At 62.5% G+C, this 16,802-nt stretch carries 10 protein-coding genes; 8 read left to right on the forward strand and 2 right to left on the reverse strand.

What is annotated here, in order from left to right; translation table 11 throughout:
- Positions 1–8 precede the first annotated feature (8 nt).
- The 7 genes from ACZ5B4_RS00560 (at position 9) to ACZ5B4_RS00590 (ending at position 12,696) form a co-directional block, all read left to right on the forward strand.
- Positions 9–152 (forward strand): hypothetical protein, encoded by a 144-nt coding sequence (locus ACZ5B4_RS00560; protein ID WP_464914039.1) that lies wholly within the window; start codon positions 9–11, stop codon positions 150–152.
- Positions 153–236: 84 nt separating this feature from the next.
- Complete coding sequence (locus tag ACZ5B4_RS00565) at positions 237–611, forward strand: hypothetical protein (RefSeq protein WP_464912491.1); 375 nt, start codon at positions 237–239, stop codon at positions 609–611.
- A gap of 1,087 nt (positions 612–1,698) precedes the next feature.
- Positions 1,699–3,636 (forward strand): heavy metal-binding domain-containing protein, encoded by a 1,938-nt coding sequence (locus tag ACZ5B4_RS00570; RefSeq protein ID WP_464912492.1) that lies wholly within the window; start codon positions 1,699–1,701, stop codon positions 3,634–3,636.
- 92 nt (positions 3,637–3,728) lie between these two features.
- Positions 3,729–7,553, forward strand: coding sequence for an efflux RND transporter permease subunit (locus ACZ5B4_RS00575; protein WP_464912493.1), 3,825 nt, complete (start codon positions 3,729–3,731; stop codon positions 7,551–7,553).
- A gap of 212 nt (positions 7,554–7,765) precedes the next feature.
- Entirely contained in the window at positions 7,766–9,160 is a 1,395-nt protein-coding gene (locus tag ACZ5B4_RS00580) for a SirB1 family protein (protein ID WP_464912494.1), read from the forward strand.
- 342 nt (positions 9,161–9,502) lie between these two features.
- A complete protein-coding gene (locus tag ACZ5B4_RS00585; protein WP_464912495.1) occupies positions 9,503–10,861 on the forward strand; it encodes a tetratricopeptide repeat protein in 1,359 nt (452 codons plus the stop codon).
- Entirely contained in the window at positions 10,858–12,696 is a 1,839-nt protein-coding gene (locus ACZ5B4_RS00590) for a CRTAC1 family protein (protein ID WP_464912496.1), read from the forward strand. Before ACZ5B4_RS00585 ends, ACZ5B4_RS00590 begins: the two co-directional genes overlap by 4 nt.
- A gap of 48 nt (positions 12,697–12,744) precedes the next feature.
- On the opposite strand, the gene ACZ5B4_RS00595 is transcribed toward ACZ5B4_RS00590, so the two are convergent.
- Positions 12,745–14,502, reverse strand: coding sequence for a CRTAC1 family protein (locus ACZ5B4_RS00595; RefSeq protein ID WP_464912497.1), 1,758 nt, complete (start codon positions 14,500–14,502; stop codon positions 12,745–12,747).
- A gap of 284 nt (positions 14,503–14,786) precedes the next feature.
- Here ACZ5B4_RS00595 and ACZ5B4_RS00600 point away from each other — a divergent pair, with 284 nt between their 5' ends.
- Positions 14,787–16,151, forward strand: coding sequence for a tetratricopeptide repeat protein (locus ACZ5B4_RS00600; RefSeq protein ID WP_464912498.1), 1,365 nt, complete (start codon positions 14,787–14,789; stop codon positions 16,149–16,151).
- 83 nt (positions 16,152–16,234) lie between these two features.
- Here the strand turns inward: ACZ5B4_RS00600 and ACZ5B4_RS00605 are convergent, their stop codons facing one another.
- On the reverse strand, positions 16,235–16,729 hold the full coding sequence (locus ACZ5B4_RS00605) for a transthyretin-like family protein (RefSeq protein WP_464912499.1): 495 nt from the start codon (positions 16,727–16,729) through the stop codon (positions 16,235–16,237).
- Positions 16,730–16,802 lie beyond the last annotated feature (73 nt).

Consider the following 16,802-nt stretch of genomic DNA (forward strand, 5'->3'; position numbering starts at 1 on the left):
GTCCTTTGGTGGATGCCCTGGGCCGAGTAGTCGGCGTCAATACCCTTGGTTTGCCGCCCGGGATACGAGCGCAGAATCTCAATTTCGCCGTGAGCGCGGATCAAGTTGCCGCGTTGTTGCCGAACGTGCAAATGGCTAGTTTCCCGCCGTAGCCTCCGCATCGTGGGGGCAACGGCGGAGAAGATCTTGGCGGGCTATCCGAAACCGGCATCGCAACACTGCGATATTGGCTGACCATGAAAACCGCCTTGCAAACCTGGAAGGAATTGAACTCCACCTTGCCCGAACTGGAACGATTTTCGGTCGTGGAGCAAATAAAGATTCTCGTCGCCTTCAAGTCGTCCTGCACGGCCATGATCGCGTTTCTCAACGAATTGGATGAATCGCACGTCGATCGCGAGGCGATTGAATGTAAGGCGGCAATTTGCGATTTGATGAACGTTTTTGTCCAGTCGCTGCAAGCGTTGGTTCAGGATCCCGGCAATCCCTTGTTGCAAGGCCAAGTGGTTATCAATTTGGATCGGACGGCATCCGCCCTGAATCACGCGGAGCAGACCGCGAGAACGACGCTCAGCGGAAGGTACGGTGTGCTGTTCCCCAGCCTATTCTAGTGAGGTGCAGGCGTCCCCCCGATGATCGGCCGTGTGGGTTGCCGCGCGGCACGGATAGGCTAGAATTGCAATGGGCAGGATCGATAGTTAATAGAAATCGTCGCGATGATTCCCCCGGCTCGGGTTCTGTTGGCTGTTTGGTTGCTGCTGGGATGGACTCCCCACGGAGTCTGTGCGCTTCAACTCGGCGCCAAGCAGCTTCTTGCGTCACAGCCGGTTTCGAAGGGCTGTCCGCTCTGCCACAGGACCGTCAATGCCGATATCCGCGTGTCTCCGTGTCCGGGAATGCCGGGGCACGCAAGCCCGACAAGCACGGGTGGGCCCGGCCGAAATGCGCCGGATTCGCCGCCGGGCAAGTGCTGCTCGCCGGATGCCGGGATGACGTCCCGGAGCATCTCGGCGAATGAGGTGAACCAACCGATATGCTGGGGTTACCTCTCGGTACCATGCGTGGCAGCCTTCTCCGTGGCGGTGCCGAGCGTGGACTTCCTCGCCGCTGCACAACTTTGTCTGAACTGCCCGACGGTTCCTCTCCATCTGCGCCTTTGTGTCTTGCAGATCTAATCTCGCGTGCCCAACGCACGCTCTTGCATGCGGACGGATTGACGCTTTCTGCAACCTTGTGCCTTGGGCGGTCCTGATTTCTCGCCTCGCCCGGCGCGGAAGGGGTTGTTCATCGGCCTAAAAGGCGCGTCTCGACCATGCGTCTTGAAGTTCTCAGGTCGGATAAACGGCCCTTGCCGTACCGGGGTCGAGTGTCGCGGGTCGCGGCGATCCGCCGAGGTGATCGATCGTCCGCAAAGCGTTTCCCCGGACCCGCAGCGAAAGAACCGCGGCCCGATCTTTTCGTGAGACCGGGCGCAACAAAAACTGCAAGCATGATCCGAATTCAGTAGGAGAGAGAATTATGGCGGAATGGGACTCATCCAAAGAACGCGAAGAAGCTTCGATTTCGTCCGGAGTGTCTCCGGAGGATTCTCAGGCCCCACGACGCGAGAAAGGTGTGACGCCGATTGCGTCTAGGTGGTGGCAACGCTGGCGCCTGGGAGGCCGTTATGCGATTGTCGCGGCGCTGGCATTGGTCTTTATGGCGGGTTGGTGGCTGGGAAGGGGCCGCGCGACCGCGCCGCTTCCGCACTCGGAGCCGCATGCCGAAAGCGGACATCCGCAGGAGAGCCGAAGCACGGTATGGACGTGCTCCATGCATCCGCAGATTCGGCAGCCTCAGCCCGGTAAGTGCCCGATCTGTTTCATGGACCTGATCCCGGTCTCGGAAAATGAGAGTTCTTTGGGGCCGCGCCAATTGCGAATGACGCCGGAGGCGGTTGCCCTTGCCGAAGTGGAGACGCTGCCCGCACGGCGGCTGTTCCCCGTGCGAGAAGTACGCCTTTGGGGGCGAATCGAGTTCGACGAGACTCGCTGGACGACGATCTCCGCGCGATTCCCCGGGCGGTTGGATCGGCTCTACGTCGACTACACGGGGGTGCCGGTCCGCAAGGGCGACCACCTGGTGGAGATCTACAGTCCGGAACTGAATGTAGCGCAGCAGGAATTGCTGCGGGCGATGTCAGCGCTGGAGTCCTCCGCGCCGGGCAGTCCCGCGTATACCATAGCCGCCTCGCTCTTGAAGAGTTCAGAGGAGAAGTTGCGATTGTGGGGCATCCTGCCCGAACAAATCGCGGACATCAAGGCACGTCGTACAAGCACGGACCACATGACGATCTACGCGCCGCAAGGGGGAATCGTCATCACGAAGCACGCCAAGGAAGGGGATTACGTTCAGACCGGCAGCCCGATTTACACGATTGCCGACATGAGCGAGCTGTGGGTCTTTTTTGATGCCTTCGAGGCGGATTTGCCGTGGGTGCGATACGGGCAACCGGTGACGTTCGAGACCGAGGCTTATCCGGGCGAGACGTTCACGGGGCGGGTGGCCTTTATCCAGCCGACCCTGGATGAGAAGACGCGCACGATCCGCATTCGGGTCAACGTGGAAAACCCGGAAGGCCGCCTCAAGCCCGGCATGTTGGCGCGAGGCGTGATCGAGTCCCGACTGGCGGACGGTGATCAAGTCTTTGAGCCGGAACTCTTGGGCAAATGGGTGTGCCCCATGCATCCGGACGTGACCGCCGATGGGCCGGCGCGTTGCACGCGATGCGGCATGGACCTGGTCCCGTTGACGGAATTGGGCTACCCGACCGCCGAGCGCGCGGAGGCGCTGACGCCGCCGCTCGTGATCCCGGCCTCGGCGCCGCTGATAACGGGAATAAGGTCGCTGGTGTACGTCCGCGCCGCCGGGACGGAGGAGCCGATCTTCGAAAGTCGCCAGGTGGTTTTGGGGGCCCGCGTCCGAGAGGGTTACGTCGTGCTCGACGGTCTCAAGGAAGGCGAGCAGGTAGTGGTCCGTGGCAATTTTAAGATCGACAGCGCGGCCCAATTGGCCGGCCTGCCCAGCATGATGCACGACGGCGGTGAAGCGAACGTGCAGCCGGGGCATCACCATGGCGAAGCCGTCAAAAAGACGTCGGACGAGCGGCTCCCCATGGGCGACGCGTTTCCGCACGACTTCACATCGAAGCTTCGCCCGGTTTGGCGGGGATACCTCGAAATCCAGCAAGCGCTGGCCGCTGATGATGCGACCGCGGCGAGGTCCGGCTTTCAAAGCGTGAAGCAAACCTTGGCGGCACTGGACACGTCGGGCCTCGACGAAGATCAATTCCGGCTGGGCCGGGCCTTGCTGCAAAACATGATCGAGGCTTGCGACGCCGGCGGCCGGACGGAAGACATCGAAACGCTACGCACGGCCTTCGACTCGTTATCGCGGGCTGCCGATGAGTTGATGCGGTCGACCGGACACGACCTACCCCGGCCCTTGGTCCGCGTGCATTGCCCGATGGCCTTTTCCAATCGCGGCGCGGATTGGATCCAGGCGGAAGGCGACGTCGCGAATCCCTATTTCGGCGCCAAGATGCTCCGCTGCGGTGCGCCGGAGGCGACTTACGCGCCGCGCCGGTCGTCACCGTGACGCCGGAGCGACCTTCCGCGCGCGTCGCGATGACCGCCGCGGAGAGCAGCGCCACCGAAAGCACAAGGAATCCATGCACTGGGGATAGAACCATGAATCAGCGTGAAGATCAGCCTTTTGGTTCCGGTTTCGTGGATGCGGTGATCCGCTTCACGTTGGAAAACAAGCTCGTCGTCTTTCTGATTATCGCGGCGGTTATCGGTTGGGGAGCGGCAGTGATGCCCTTCCGCTGGGAACTGCCCTGGCTGCCGCGCAGTCCCGTGCCCGTGGATGCCATCCCCGACATCGGCGAGAACCAGCAGATCGTGTTGGTGGAGTGGCCGGGGCGATCGCCGCAGGACGTGGAGGACCAAATCACCTACCCCTTGACGACGTCGCTGCTGGGCGTGCCCGGCGTCAAGACGATCCGCAGCTCGTCGTATTTCGGCTTCGCGGTGGTGTACGTGATCTTTCAGGAGAAGGTGGACTTCTATTGGGCGCGGACGCGCATTCTGGAAAGGCTGCCGATCGCGCAGCGACTGCTTCCGCCCGGCGTTGCTCCCACCCTGGGACCGGACGCCACGGCCCTGGGCCAAATCTTTTGGTACACGCTGGAAGGCCGCGATCCCGAAAGCGGAAAGCCTGCCGGCGGCTGGGACCTGGAGGAATTGCGGTCCATTCAGGACTGGCAGGTCCGCTACGCCTTGCAAGCCGCGGAGGGCGTGGCGGAAGTCGCTTCGGTGGGAGGATTCGTACGGGAGTATCAAGTGGACGTCGATCCGGAACTGCTAGCGCATTACGGCGTGACCTTGCACGAGGTGCTCGATGCGGTCCGTCGTTCCAATCTCGACGTCGGTGCTCGGACCATCGAGATCAACGGCGTGGATTACATGATTCGCAGCCGGGGATTCATCCGCGACATCGCGGACCTGGAGAACGCGGTCGTGCGAGCGGACCGCGAGACGCCGATCTTGGTCAAGCATCTGGCCCGAGTGACGACCGGCCCCGCCATGCGTCGCGGCGTGCTGAACAAGGGCGGGGCGGAGGCGGTGGGCGGCGTGGTCGTCGCCCGCTACGGCGAAAACCCCATGGCCGTGATCCAAAACGTCCGCCGAAAAATCGCCGAGCTTGCCCCGGGGCTTCCAGTCAAGACCCTGGCCGACGGAAGCCGCTCCCAGGTTACCGTCGTTCCCTTCTATGATCGCACGGAATTGATTCAAGAGACGCTGGGGACCTTGGGCGACGCCTTGCGCCAGCAGGTATTGGTCACCATCATCGTCGTACTGATCATGGTGAACCACTTCCGCTCCTCGCTTCTCATTTCGTCCCTGCTGCCATTGGCCGTGCTGATGTCCTTCATCGGCATGAAAGTCCTGCATGTCGATTCCAATATCATGTCGCTTGCCGGTATCGCCATCGCTATCGGGACGATGGTCGATATGGGGATCATCCTCACGGAGAACATGTTGCGGCATTTGGACGAGGCAACGCCCGAGGAGTCGCGCGTGGAGGTCATTTTCCGAGCGGCCTCGGAAGTGGGGCGCCCCGTGCTGACCGCCGTAAGCACGACGATTCTGGGATTCTTGCCGGTCTTCGTGATGATCGGGCCGGAGGGCAAGCTGTTCCGGCCGCTGGCTTATACCAAGACGTTCGCTCTGCTGGCCTCCGTGATCGTGGCTTTGACGCTGCTGCCTCCCTTGGCCCACATCCTCTTCAGCGTCAATCGCCCTCGGTTGTGGTTTCGGGTCGGTGCGGCCGTCGCCTTGGTCGCAGCGGGAATCGCGGGCGCCGTCACTTTCGCGTGGTGGTTGCTTCCCGCCGCACTTCTGTGGTCCGGCAACATCCTGATCGCGGAGTTCGCACCGCGTTTTGCGGCCGTCTATCGTCGCGTGCTCACCGCTGCCGCGGCCGTTCTCGGGGTGTTCTTGCTGTCGCAGGACTGGATGCCTCTGGGGGCCGACGCCGGATGGATGCGGAACTCCGTATTCTGCGGCGGCGTGGTCGGCGGCTTGCTCGCGACGTTTCTGATCTTCCAGCGGTTCTACGGGCAACTCTTGCGGTTTTTCCTGGCACACAAGGCGGTTTTCTACGTGTTCCCCATCTCGGCCGTGCTCCTGGCCGGCTGCGTCTGGCTGGGCTTCGAACGCATGTTCGGCTTCCTGGCGCACCTTCCGTCGCCGCTGGGAATATCGTCGGATTCGGTGCGCGGTCACCCCTGGTGGGTTTGGGCGAGCCATGAATTCCCCGGGCTGGGTCGAGAATTCATGCCGCCCTTGGATGAGGGATCCTTTCTCCTCATGCCGACCGCCATGCCGCACGTCTCTTTAGCCCAAGCGGAGGACTACCTCGGCAAACAAGTCCGAGCGATCTCGGCGATTCCGGAAGTCGAATCGGTGGTGGGCAAGCTGGGACGCGTGGAAAGCGCCCTCGATCCCGCCCCTGTGGGGATGATCGAAACCGTCATCACCTACAAACCGGAATATGCCGTCGATGCCGATGGAAGACGGCTCTATTACCGCTATCAGGAAAAGGACGGCCGGATCGAATTCGTTCGCGATGCGGCGGGTAACTTGATTCCCGACCCCCACGGCAAGCCCTATCGCCAGTGGCGGCCGGAAATTCGTTCCTCCGACGACTTGTGGCAGTTGATCGAACGGACGGCCCGACTGCCGGGATTGACGGCGGCGCCGAAGTTGCAACCGATCGCCGCGCGGATCGTCATGTTGCAGACCGGTATTCGAGCCGCCATGGCCGCCCGAATTCGCGGTAATCGCCTCGAGGATATCCAAGCCGTGGGGTTGCAGTTGGAGGAACTCCTCCGCCGGGCGCCGGGTGTCGATTCCAAAACCGTCTTCGCCGACCGCATGGTCGCCTCACCCTATTTGGAGATTCACCTCCGCCGCGACGACTTGGCGCGTTACGGCGTCACGGTGGCCCAGGTGCAAGACCTGGTGGAGACGGCGGTGGGCGGTGAGCCGCTCACCACGACGGTGGAGGGCCGGGAACGTTATCCCGTCCGCGTCCGCTATCTTCGCGAACGCCGTGATTCCATCGAGCAATTGAAGCGGATCCTGGTCACGACCTCCGCCGGCGCCCAAATTCCCCTGGAATTGGTCGCCGACATCGAATACGTACGGGGACCGATGGAGATTCGTTCCGAAGACACCAAATTGGTCGGATACGTGATCTTCGACAAGCTTCCCGGATTCGCCGAGGTCGATGTGGTGGAAGGCTGCCGCAATCTGCTGCGCGATGCTTACGCCAAGGGGGAACTGGTCCTGCCGCCGGGTACGGAGATGCCGACGTTCATCGGTTCGTACGAGAATCAGGTGCGATCCGCGCGGACGCTGGCGGTGGTCATTCCCCTTACCTTTTTCATCATCTTCCTCGTGCTCTATTTGCAGTTTCGCAGCGTGGCCACCACGTTCATCGTGTTCAGCGGAGTGTTCGTGGCGGCGTCCGGCGGATTCCTTTTGCTTTACCTTTACGGCAAGGCGTGGTTCGGGGATTTTGCGGTCTTCGACGTGCACCTGCGACAACTGTTCCAGATGAAGGCCATGAATCTCAGCGTCGCGGTGTGGGTCGGGTTCATCGCGTTGTGGGGTATCGCCACGGATGACGGAGTCGTCATCGCCGGATACTTGGATCAGCAGTTCGCGCGGCAGAAGCCGGGAAGCATCGCCGAGATTCGCGAGGCGACCGTGGCGGCGGGATTGCGGCGAATCCGTCCCTGCCTCATGACGACCGCCACCACCGTCCTCGCCCTGCTGCCCGTTCTGACAAGCGTGGGGCGGGGGAGCGACGTCATGGTGCCGATCGCCATTCCATCTTTCGGGGGCATGTTGATCGAGCTGATGACGTTGTTCGTCGTCCCCGTATCCTATTGCATGGTCAAGGAGTGGCATTGGCGTTGGACCGGCAAGTCGAATAGTCGTTAGAATCGTCACCCGCCGAACGCCGGGACTGCGGTTCTCCCCAAGCACAAAACGGACGGGGCCGGTGCCCGAATCATTTTTCGAGGAATCCGCGGCGAACATCGGAGTCGATTTGCCCAACTCGATTCCGCGACCTACGTTTTTGGGGAATGGAGGCTTTTGCCGACTCCCTTGGGGGTCACACTTCGGGAATAGCCGCATCCGTGGATCACCTCATGAATGCTATTTCTCGTTCTCACGGCCGGACGTTGGGAGCCCTCGTTTCGATAGCGGCCTTGTGCTTGATCGGTTACGCGAGCCGATCTTGGCGGCCGCCGTTGAGCGAGCTGTCGCCCGTTTGCATGGAATCGCGGGGCGGAGATGCGGGAGAATGCCGCGCCTCGTTCTCGCAGGCGATGTCCTTCCGCCGTTCGGCGAGGCCCGCCCACGCCGTGGGCGCGGACGCTCCGCTTGCCGGCATCGCGAACACGTCGGCCATCGACCTGCCGATGCCGAACGGTGACCCGGCGGGACCGCCCGACGAGATCCTCCGCACCGCCCTGGCGCTTGACAACGCGCCCGTCACCGATCCCGACTACGCCTGGCTGGTTGCGACGACGCGATCGGAGACGACGGAGCTGGAACGGCGCATTTTTCAAGACGCCTTGGACGGTCGCTGGGATACGCTGTCGCTTCCGGAAGCGGCCGCGGTGGCTGCGGGAGTCCGAGACGCGGCCGAATTGGAGTGGCTGCGACGCCGCATGGAATCGCATGTGCGAAATGCCGCGAAACGAATTCCCGCCGATGCATCCGCCCGACAAAGACTGGAAGCCGTCTTTCGCTACCTGCATCAAGAGATACTGACGGGCGACTATCGCTTGGAAGCCACTTCGCCCTTGGAGCCGTTGACCCGAGGACGCTACAACTGCGTCAGCGCGACGGTCTGGTTTTGCACGCTGGCGGAGCGTCTCGGCTTGGCGGTGGAGCCGCTTCAGTCGCCGACGCACGCATATTGCCGCGTGGATTGCGGGGGAAAAGCCGTCATCGTGGAAGCGACGTGCGCGGAGTGGTTCGACCTTGGGCGGGACCATCCCGGCGCATCGCCCCGTGAGTACCTTGTCGCTGGGACGGAGAGCATGGAGAGCGGCCCTCTGGTTTCCGGGCCGAAGTCGGCGGGAAACACGAATCCTTACGGAGAGGCGGCCCGACCCCTGAGCCCGGTCGCACTCGTGGGTACGGTGTATTACAACCGCGGCGTCGAAGCCGTCTTGAAAAAACGGTTTTCCGCGGCGGTGGCGGACAACGTGAAGGCGCTCTACCTCGATCCGGGCAACCGCACGGCGCGGGATAACCTTTTGGCGGCGTTGAACAACTGGGCCATCGCGGCGGCCGGCGAGAAGGACTACCCGGCGGCGGCACAACGGCTGCGCTTGGCCGTGCGAATCGACCCCGGTTACGGCCCGTTGCCCGGCAACCTTGCCCAGTTGTATGCCCGCTGGGCCTTGCATCTGGCGGATACGGAGGGTACAACGCAAGCCGCGACCGTCATCCGCGAGGCCCTGCAACTCCTGCCTCCGGAAAAGGCCTTTGCCGAGCAGCGGAAATTCTTGGAAGGGCTTCGCCTCCATTGAGAGATCCTCATGGCGGCAGGGGCGGGGCGACGGTCGCTCCGTATCTCGCAACTCTCTAAAAAACCCCTCCTTGCACGCGGCGATCGGCCGATTCGACTCGGGCGGCAAGTCGCCGCGATCGCTTTTGCCCAAGGCCCTCGAATCCCGTGTATAATATCGGCAGCACGCCGCGACGGCAGGCGTGGGCGGCCTCATCGATTTGCCAGGGGGATTTGGAAGCGAGCCTTGCGTGCGGCCTTTTTCGCGGGTGGCGATGTTTTCTCTCATCGGGGATGCCCATTCGGAAACACGTTTTGGGCGGGAAGCGATTGCGAATAGCGGGTTGCCGGCAAACGGGTCGTTATGATTCGCATGGTGATGAGTCGCCGGAGCGTAGCTCGTGCAGCCCTTGCCGCCGGGGCGATGGTCTGCTGGTTTGCCTTTTGGTGGTGGATCGGGCCTTGGTGGCAGGATCAGTACTACCGGGAGCGCGGCCGAGAACTGCTCTTGCGGCATCAATCCGCCGATGCCCTGTCGGAATTGCGGAAGGCCCTGCGTTACAACCCCCACGATGCCGAGGCGGTATTCCTGTTATCCCGCGCTCACCGCCATCAGGGCGACTTGGAGCGAGCGGATTGGTTGTTGCAGCGCGCGGAGGCGATGGGGCTTGATCCGCGCCGAGGGCGGCGAGAACGGTGGCTCCTTCAAGCTCAGTCGGGAGACCTGCAAGCCGCCGAGCCTCATTTGCGCGAGTTGCTGGTCGATCAAGAGGGCGAGGTCCTGGAAACCTGCCAGGCCTACGTGCTCGGCTACTTCGCCAATTTGAGATTCGATGATGCAAGGCTACTGCTCGATACTTGGCAAAAGGACCATCCCCAAGACCCGCAAGTTCATTACTTGCGCGGTTACTTGAACCAGGCGATGGCGCATTTTCCCGAGGCGGCCGAAGCGTATCGAAAAGCCCTGACGCTCCAGCCGGACCGCGATGAGCTTCGATGCCGATTGGCCGAAGTGCTCATGGAAATGCGGAGGTACGACGAGGCCGCGGAGCTGTTGGAGTACGCGCGGCGATCGAGGACGGCCGTGCCCGAAGCGGCCCTGCTTTGGGCGGAAAGTTCCTATCGTGCGGGCCGCGTCGCCGAGGCACGTGAAGAGTTGGAATCACTCGTGTCGCAAGGAGCGGACGGATTTGCTGCGCGATCCTTGTTGGGGGAAATCTGCCTGGCGGAAGGGGATTTTGCGTCGGCCCTCCCGCATCTGGAGTTGGCGGCGGCGGAACGACCGTTCGATGTCACGGTCCGCAACGCTTTGGTTCAAACCTTGCGAGGTCTGGGTCGCGATGACGCGGCCCGCCCGCACGCCGAATACGTGGCGCAGGCAGAGCCGGCTTTGCGGCGGCTCGATCAGTTGATCCGGACGGCGGTGGAAAAGCCCGGTGATCCGGGAATCCGCTGCGAAATCGGTGCGATTCTGCTGCGGTACGGGAATCCGAACGATGCCGCTCGCTGGCTGCGGTCGGCCTTGCAGCTAAACCCCCGAGAGGCGACCGCGCATGCCCTCTTGGCGGCGTATTATCGCGTCACGGGCGACCTGCTCCAGTCCCGACGGCACGAGCGCGAGGCGGCGGCCTCGGCGTCGGCCGACTCTGCGCGTTCCACGATTTCCGACGTAACGTCGGAAATGCCGGACCACGACCTGCGGGAGGAGGCCGGCAAGCAATGAGCAGGTGGCGCACCGGTCCGCACTTGGCGTGGGCGGCAGTCATCGTCATATTGGGCAGCGTCGCCTTCGTGGTGCTTCAACGCTCTCGGAATCGGCCGCCTCACGTTGATGTGCCGAACGCCACGGCCTTACCCGGCACGAAGCGTGCGGAGCTCACGGGCGAAGCCGAAACGCCCGGCAGGCGTTTTCGCGAATATCGGCCGCCGATCGCGGCGCCGGACGACCGGAAGGTCTCCACCGCGGTACGATTCACCGACATAACGACGTCGAGCGGCATCAGATTCGTTCACACGGATGGATCGAGCGGCCGACACTACATCATGGAGGCGATGAGCGCCGGACTGGCGATCTTCGATTACGACAACGACGGCGACGAGGATGTTTACCTGCTCAACGGTGCCCCCCTGCCCGGCACGGTCGTCGAGCAGCCCCCGCGCAACGCCCTTTACCGCAACAACGGCGACGGCACCTTTACCGACGTCACCGACCAGGCCGGCGTGGGCGATACCGGTTTCGGTCTGGGCGTGACCGCGGGAGACTACGACGGGGACGGCTTCCTCGATCTGTACCTCAACAACTTCGGTCCCAACGTGCTCTATCGCAACAACGGCGACGGCACCTTCACCGACGTCACCGAAATTGCCGGCACGGCCGGCGGCAACAAGGTCGGCGCCGGCTGCGCCTTCTTCGACATGGACGGCGACGGCGATCTCGACCTCTACGTGGCCAACTACGTGAAATTCGATCCGGCAACGCATCGGCCGCGCATGGTACAAGGCGTGGTGTTCTATCCCGGCCCGTTGGAGCATGAACCGGAACCGGATACGCTCTACCGCAATAACGGCGATGGTACCTTCACGGACGTAAGCGCGGAGGCAGGGATCGCTCAACATGCGGGCACGGGTATGGGAATCGTCTGTTTCGATGTCAATGGCGATGAACGAACGGATGTCTTTGTAGCCAACGACGAAATGGCGAATTTCTTGTTTCTCAATCGCGGTGACGGCCGTTTCGAGGAGGTCGGCGTCATCTACGGGGTGGCTTATGATTTGGCCGGGTTACCCCAAGGCAGCATGGCCCCCGATGCAGCGGATTATGATAACGACGGTTGGCCGGATGTGATCGTGACGTCGTACGAGAACGAGTCCGCCATGCTGTATCGGAACTTCGGAGGGGAGTATTTCCTCGATGTAAGTCGAAAAGCCGGATTGGATCGCGCCACGTTGCCGTATGTGACGTGGGGATCGCCTTGGGCGGACTTCGACAATGACGGAGATCAGGACGTGTTTATTGCTTGCGGGCACACGGAGGACAACATCCAACAACGCTATCCCGAACGCCGATACCGTGTGCCAAACTTGGTCCTGATGAATACCGGCGACGGCAGGTTGGCAAACGTCACCTCGCAATGCGGGTCGGTGGCGGAAATCGTGGAAGCCTCTCGCGGGGCCGGCGTCGCCGATCTGGACAACGACGGCGACCTGGATGTGGTCATACTCAATTCGCGACGTCCTCCCACCATCCTTCGCAACGACACGCCGCGGGATCATCACTGGCTCCAAATCAGCCTCCGCGGCGAACCGCCCAACCGCTTCGCCGTGGGTGCCAAAGTCGCCGTGACGGCCGGCGGTCGCAGGCAAGTCCAAGTGGTACACGCCGGCCGCGGCTATCAAAGCCATTGGGGATTGCGGCTGCATTTCGGCCTAGGAAAAAGTACCGTCGCCGACCGCATTGAGGTGACTTGGCCTTCCGGGAAGAAGGAGGTTTTCGAGAACGTGCCCGCCGATCATCATGCGACGCTGACCGCGGGAACCGGCCGGGCCATTCCGCCTTGATGCGGGACCGACTGTGCGGCGTGAACGGTCCCCCGTTGCCGTTTTCGGTTATGGCACCGGCACGACCTCGCCGCCTTTGCGAAGGACGTAGCGCCGATCGACGGCCGGTACTTGGAACGTCTCGACGGGTCCGCCGGGCCAACGGACTTCCACCCGGTCCACGCGATCATACCTCCCTAATCCGAAGTGCAGCCGCAGTCCCCAGTGGCTTTGATAGCCGCGCCCGCTGTGGACCTCATCGACCCACCGCGAGCTTCCCGCCAGGACCGTCACCTTGGCGCCCACCCCGAAACGATTGCCGCCGGGCGCCCGAAGTTCGAGTTGCAACCAATGTCCGGCCGCCGGGCTATCGTTGCGCAACACGGTAACTTTGTCGCGGATATTAAGGACGACCACGTCGAGGTCGCCGTCGTTGTCCAGATCGGCGACGCCGGCGCCGCGACTGGCGAGGACGGGCTTCAGACCGCTTCCACAGTCGGGCGGCAGAGGCATGAAGCCGCCGTGTCCCGTATTCACAAGAACCGTGTTGGCCGCTTTGTACGACGTCGTGTCGTCGTACATATCCACGTAGTCCTCCGTGTGGCCGTTGGAAATGAAAATGTCTCGGAAGCCGTCATTGTTGAAGTCGGCGAGGGCGGTTCCCCAATTGACGTGGCGAAAAACCGCCGCTCCCGCATTGGTTTGGGCGGTGACGTCCTCGAAGTATCCCTTGCCGGTGTTGCGATAAAGGACGGGCAGTTCATTCTGGTAGGAGGTCATGAAGAAGTCCAACAGGCCGTCGTTGTCGTAGTCGCCGCAATCCACGCCCATGCTGGCGTTTTCCTCGCCGTTGCCGTTGTACGCCGTACCGAGAAAGACGGCCTCTTCTCGGAAGGTGCCGTCGCCTTGGTTGACGAAAAAGAAATTCGCGCCGACGTCATTGCAGACGAAGACATCAGGGTCGCCGTCGTCGTCGAAATCGGCGCAGACGATGCCCATGCCGCTGCCCGCGTGCGCGGCGATGCCCGCCTCCTCGCTCACATCCGTAAAAGTGCCGTCGCCGTTGTTGCGATAGAGCGTATCCGGCACGGGGTCGTAATCGCGCGGAGAGGGATAGGCGGGATAGCCGTTTTTCGTCCGCATGACGTGCATGTCGTACTCGAACACGAGATAGTTGGCCACATACAGGTCGAGATCGCCGTCGCCGTCCATGTCGAAGAAGGCGCAGCCGGCGCCGACCTTGTTGCCGCCGGCCGTGCCGGCAATTTCGGTGACGTCGGTGAAGGTGCCGTCGCCGTTGTTGCGATAGAGCACGTTGGGACCGAAGTTGTTGAGGTACAGATCGAGGAAGCCGTCCCCGTCGTAGTCTCCCGCGGTCACGCCCAGACCGAAACCGGTATCGCCCACGCCGGCCTGGTCGGTGACGTCGGTAAAGGTGCCGTCGCCGTTGTTGCGGTAAAGGGCGTTGCGCGGGGGCTGCTCGACGACCGTGCCGGGCAGGGGGGCACCGTTGAGCAGGTAAACATCCTCGTCGCCGTCGTTGTCGTAATCGAAGATCGCCAGTCCGGCGCTCATCGCCTCCATGATGTAGTGTCGGCCGCTCGATCCGTCCGTGTGAACGAAAGTGATACCGCTGGATGCGCTCGCATCCGTGAATACCACGGGGCAGCGCAGGCCCGCATCGAGGGGGGAAGCGTCGCCCGACCGCACATCACGACGCGGCGAGGTCTTGTCATCCTCCGAGCGTTGGACCGGACAGCCGGCGACGAGCAAGATCGCGATCAGCAATGCTGGCGGCGCGAAACGAAGGGGGGCGGATGGATTCATACGCGAAGGACGAGGCCGACCGTTCGGAATGGCTCCCCTAGGACGGGCCGCATGCCCGCGGGTCTTTCCATTGTGGAAGCACTCAAGGGGCCGGTCAAGCTGCATGGTCGAAGCCGCCGTGCGGCGAGCGTGGTTGCCGGTTGCCTGCGGTATAATGAATCGCGATAGGTCGCGTCTTTGTCTATGCCGGTTCTATGGCCGTTGTTCGCGCGGGTGCGGGGTGATCGCGGCGGTGAATGCTCGTCTGTCGGTCGGGTATCGAACTTGAATACGTACTGGCGAAGATGAGCGAATCTCTCGACTCTATTCAATCCGAAGCCCCCATAGGGGATACGTTCGCCAAGGTCGGACCTTCATCCATGGGGTTGCGGCGTCTGGGAGCGGCGATACTTTGTCTCGCTTTCTTGGCGGGACCGGGGCTCGGGGTGTGGCGAACTTCGCTGCGGTACCGGACGGCTCCGGAGCGGGCTTTTCGCGAGGCCCAGACGGCGATGCGCGACGGCGATGCGGCGGCCGTCCTCGCGGCGGCCGAGATCCTTCCGCAACATCCGGACTGGGAACCGCATCGAGCGTTGTTGAACGGCTATCTCCTGCTCCGTCGCGGAAGACCCGGCCCGGCGCTGGACGTCCTGACCGCGGCGCGAGATCATCCGGACACGAGGGCTTGGGCGCTGTGCGCGGCGGGCGAGGCCCTTTATCAATTGGATCGATTGGGCGAGGCCGTGCAGGTGTTGCGGCAGGCCCTGGACATGAAGCCCGATCTGACGGAGGCGCACCGCTGGATCGCCGCCTGTTACTACGATTTGGGGGCCATGAACCAGGCCACGCATCATCTGCAAATCGTCGCTGAACAAGATCCTACCGATGCCCGATCGCTACGTTTGTTGGGGCTGATGTTTCACGATTTCGAAGAGTGGCCGCGCGCGGTGGCGGCCTATCGCGAGTCGTTGCTCCGAGACCCGCGGCAGGCGGCAGCTCCGGAGATTCAATTCGAATTAGCGGAATGCCTGGTGCGGCAGCGCGAATTCGAAGAGGCGTTGAAAATATTGGAGCCCCTGTCGCCGTCCGCGGAAATCTGCGCACTCAAGGCGGAATGCTACGACGGCTTGCGGAATTCCGCCGCCGCGGAGGAGCAGATCACCGCGGCCCTGCAAATGGATTCGGGCAATATCCGTGCCTTGCAGCTCAAGGCCCAACGCCGATTGAACGAGGCCCGTTATGCCGAAGCTGTGGAGGTCCTGGAATCAGCCGTACAAAAACATCCGGCCCATTGGCGGTTCCGCTTCTTTTTGGTGCAGGCATACGAACGCCTGGGTGATCGCGAGTCCGCTCAACGAGAATTGCAGCAGATGCAGGCGTGGCGCAAGCTGCACGACCGCTTCGCCGAACTGCACATGGAGGCCATCAAAAAGCCGTTCGATGCGGCCGTGCGCCTCGAACTGGCGCAGATCGCGGAGAAAATCGATCGTCCGTTGTTAGCACTTTCGTGGTATCGGGCAACCCTCGGGCTGGATCCGGCCAATGAATCCGCTTATCAATCCATTTTGAGGTTGGAGGCCGCGGCCAATCGGGGCGACGTTTCTCCCGCGTCGGGGTCTTCGAAGGTGGAGACCCCGAAAGACGGCGACGGAACTCGCTCGCTGCCTTGAACGCGAGTCGAGCTCGTACCCCTGTGCCATTGTGGCACGGTCGCTCTTCCCTTTGGCTGAAGCGTCAAGGCTTGGCTAAAGCGTTAAGGCCCCAATGCGATGTCGATCGTGTTGCTGCCGGCTTTGACGGTGAACTCCAATCCGGAGGTGGCAGGGTTTCCATATTTGGCCGGTATGCCGCCGGGGGACGAAGCCTGGCCGGCCGGCGGCTGACCTGAAGCGGCCGCCGCCATGGCTTGACCGTACGCTGCCGAGGGATCCGCCGCGTTGATGCTCGACAATTGCTCGGCGCCTTGCTGCACGGTCACCGAGACGCGATGAGTACCGATGATCGCGCCTTTTTCGGCGCCGGTCATCAGCGTGTACCGGCCGTTCGAATCGGTGGTACCGATGGCATTTTGCCCTCCCTCCTTGGGTTGGAACACCACCTGAGCGTTGGCAACAGGCTGACCGTTAAAGGTGACCGTCCCGCTCACGCTGCCGGTCTTCAGGCCGCTACCCTTCGAGCAACCGGTCACGAAAATCGCCCCTGCCGCCACGGCGCTGATCAGGGCCGATGCCGAGACTCGAATTTGCATAGAGACCTCCCGCTCGTACCTTGGATAGACACTGTGCCGAAATTACCTGCGGCTGGCAACAAACGGCCATGCC

This window comes from Thermogutta hypogea (genome assembly GCF_055386265.1).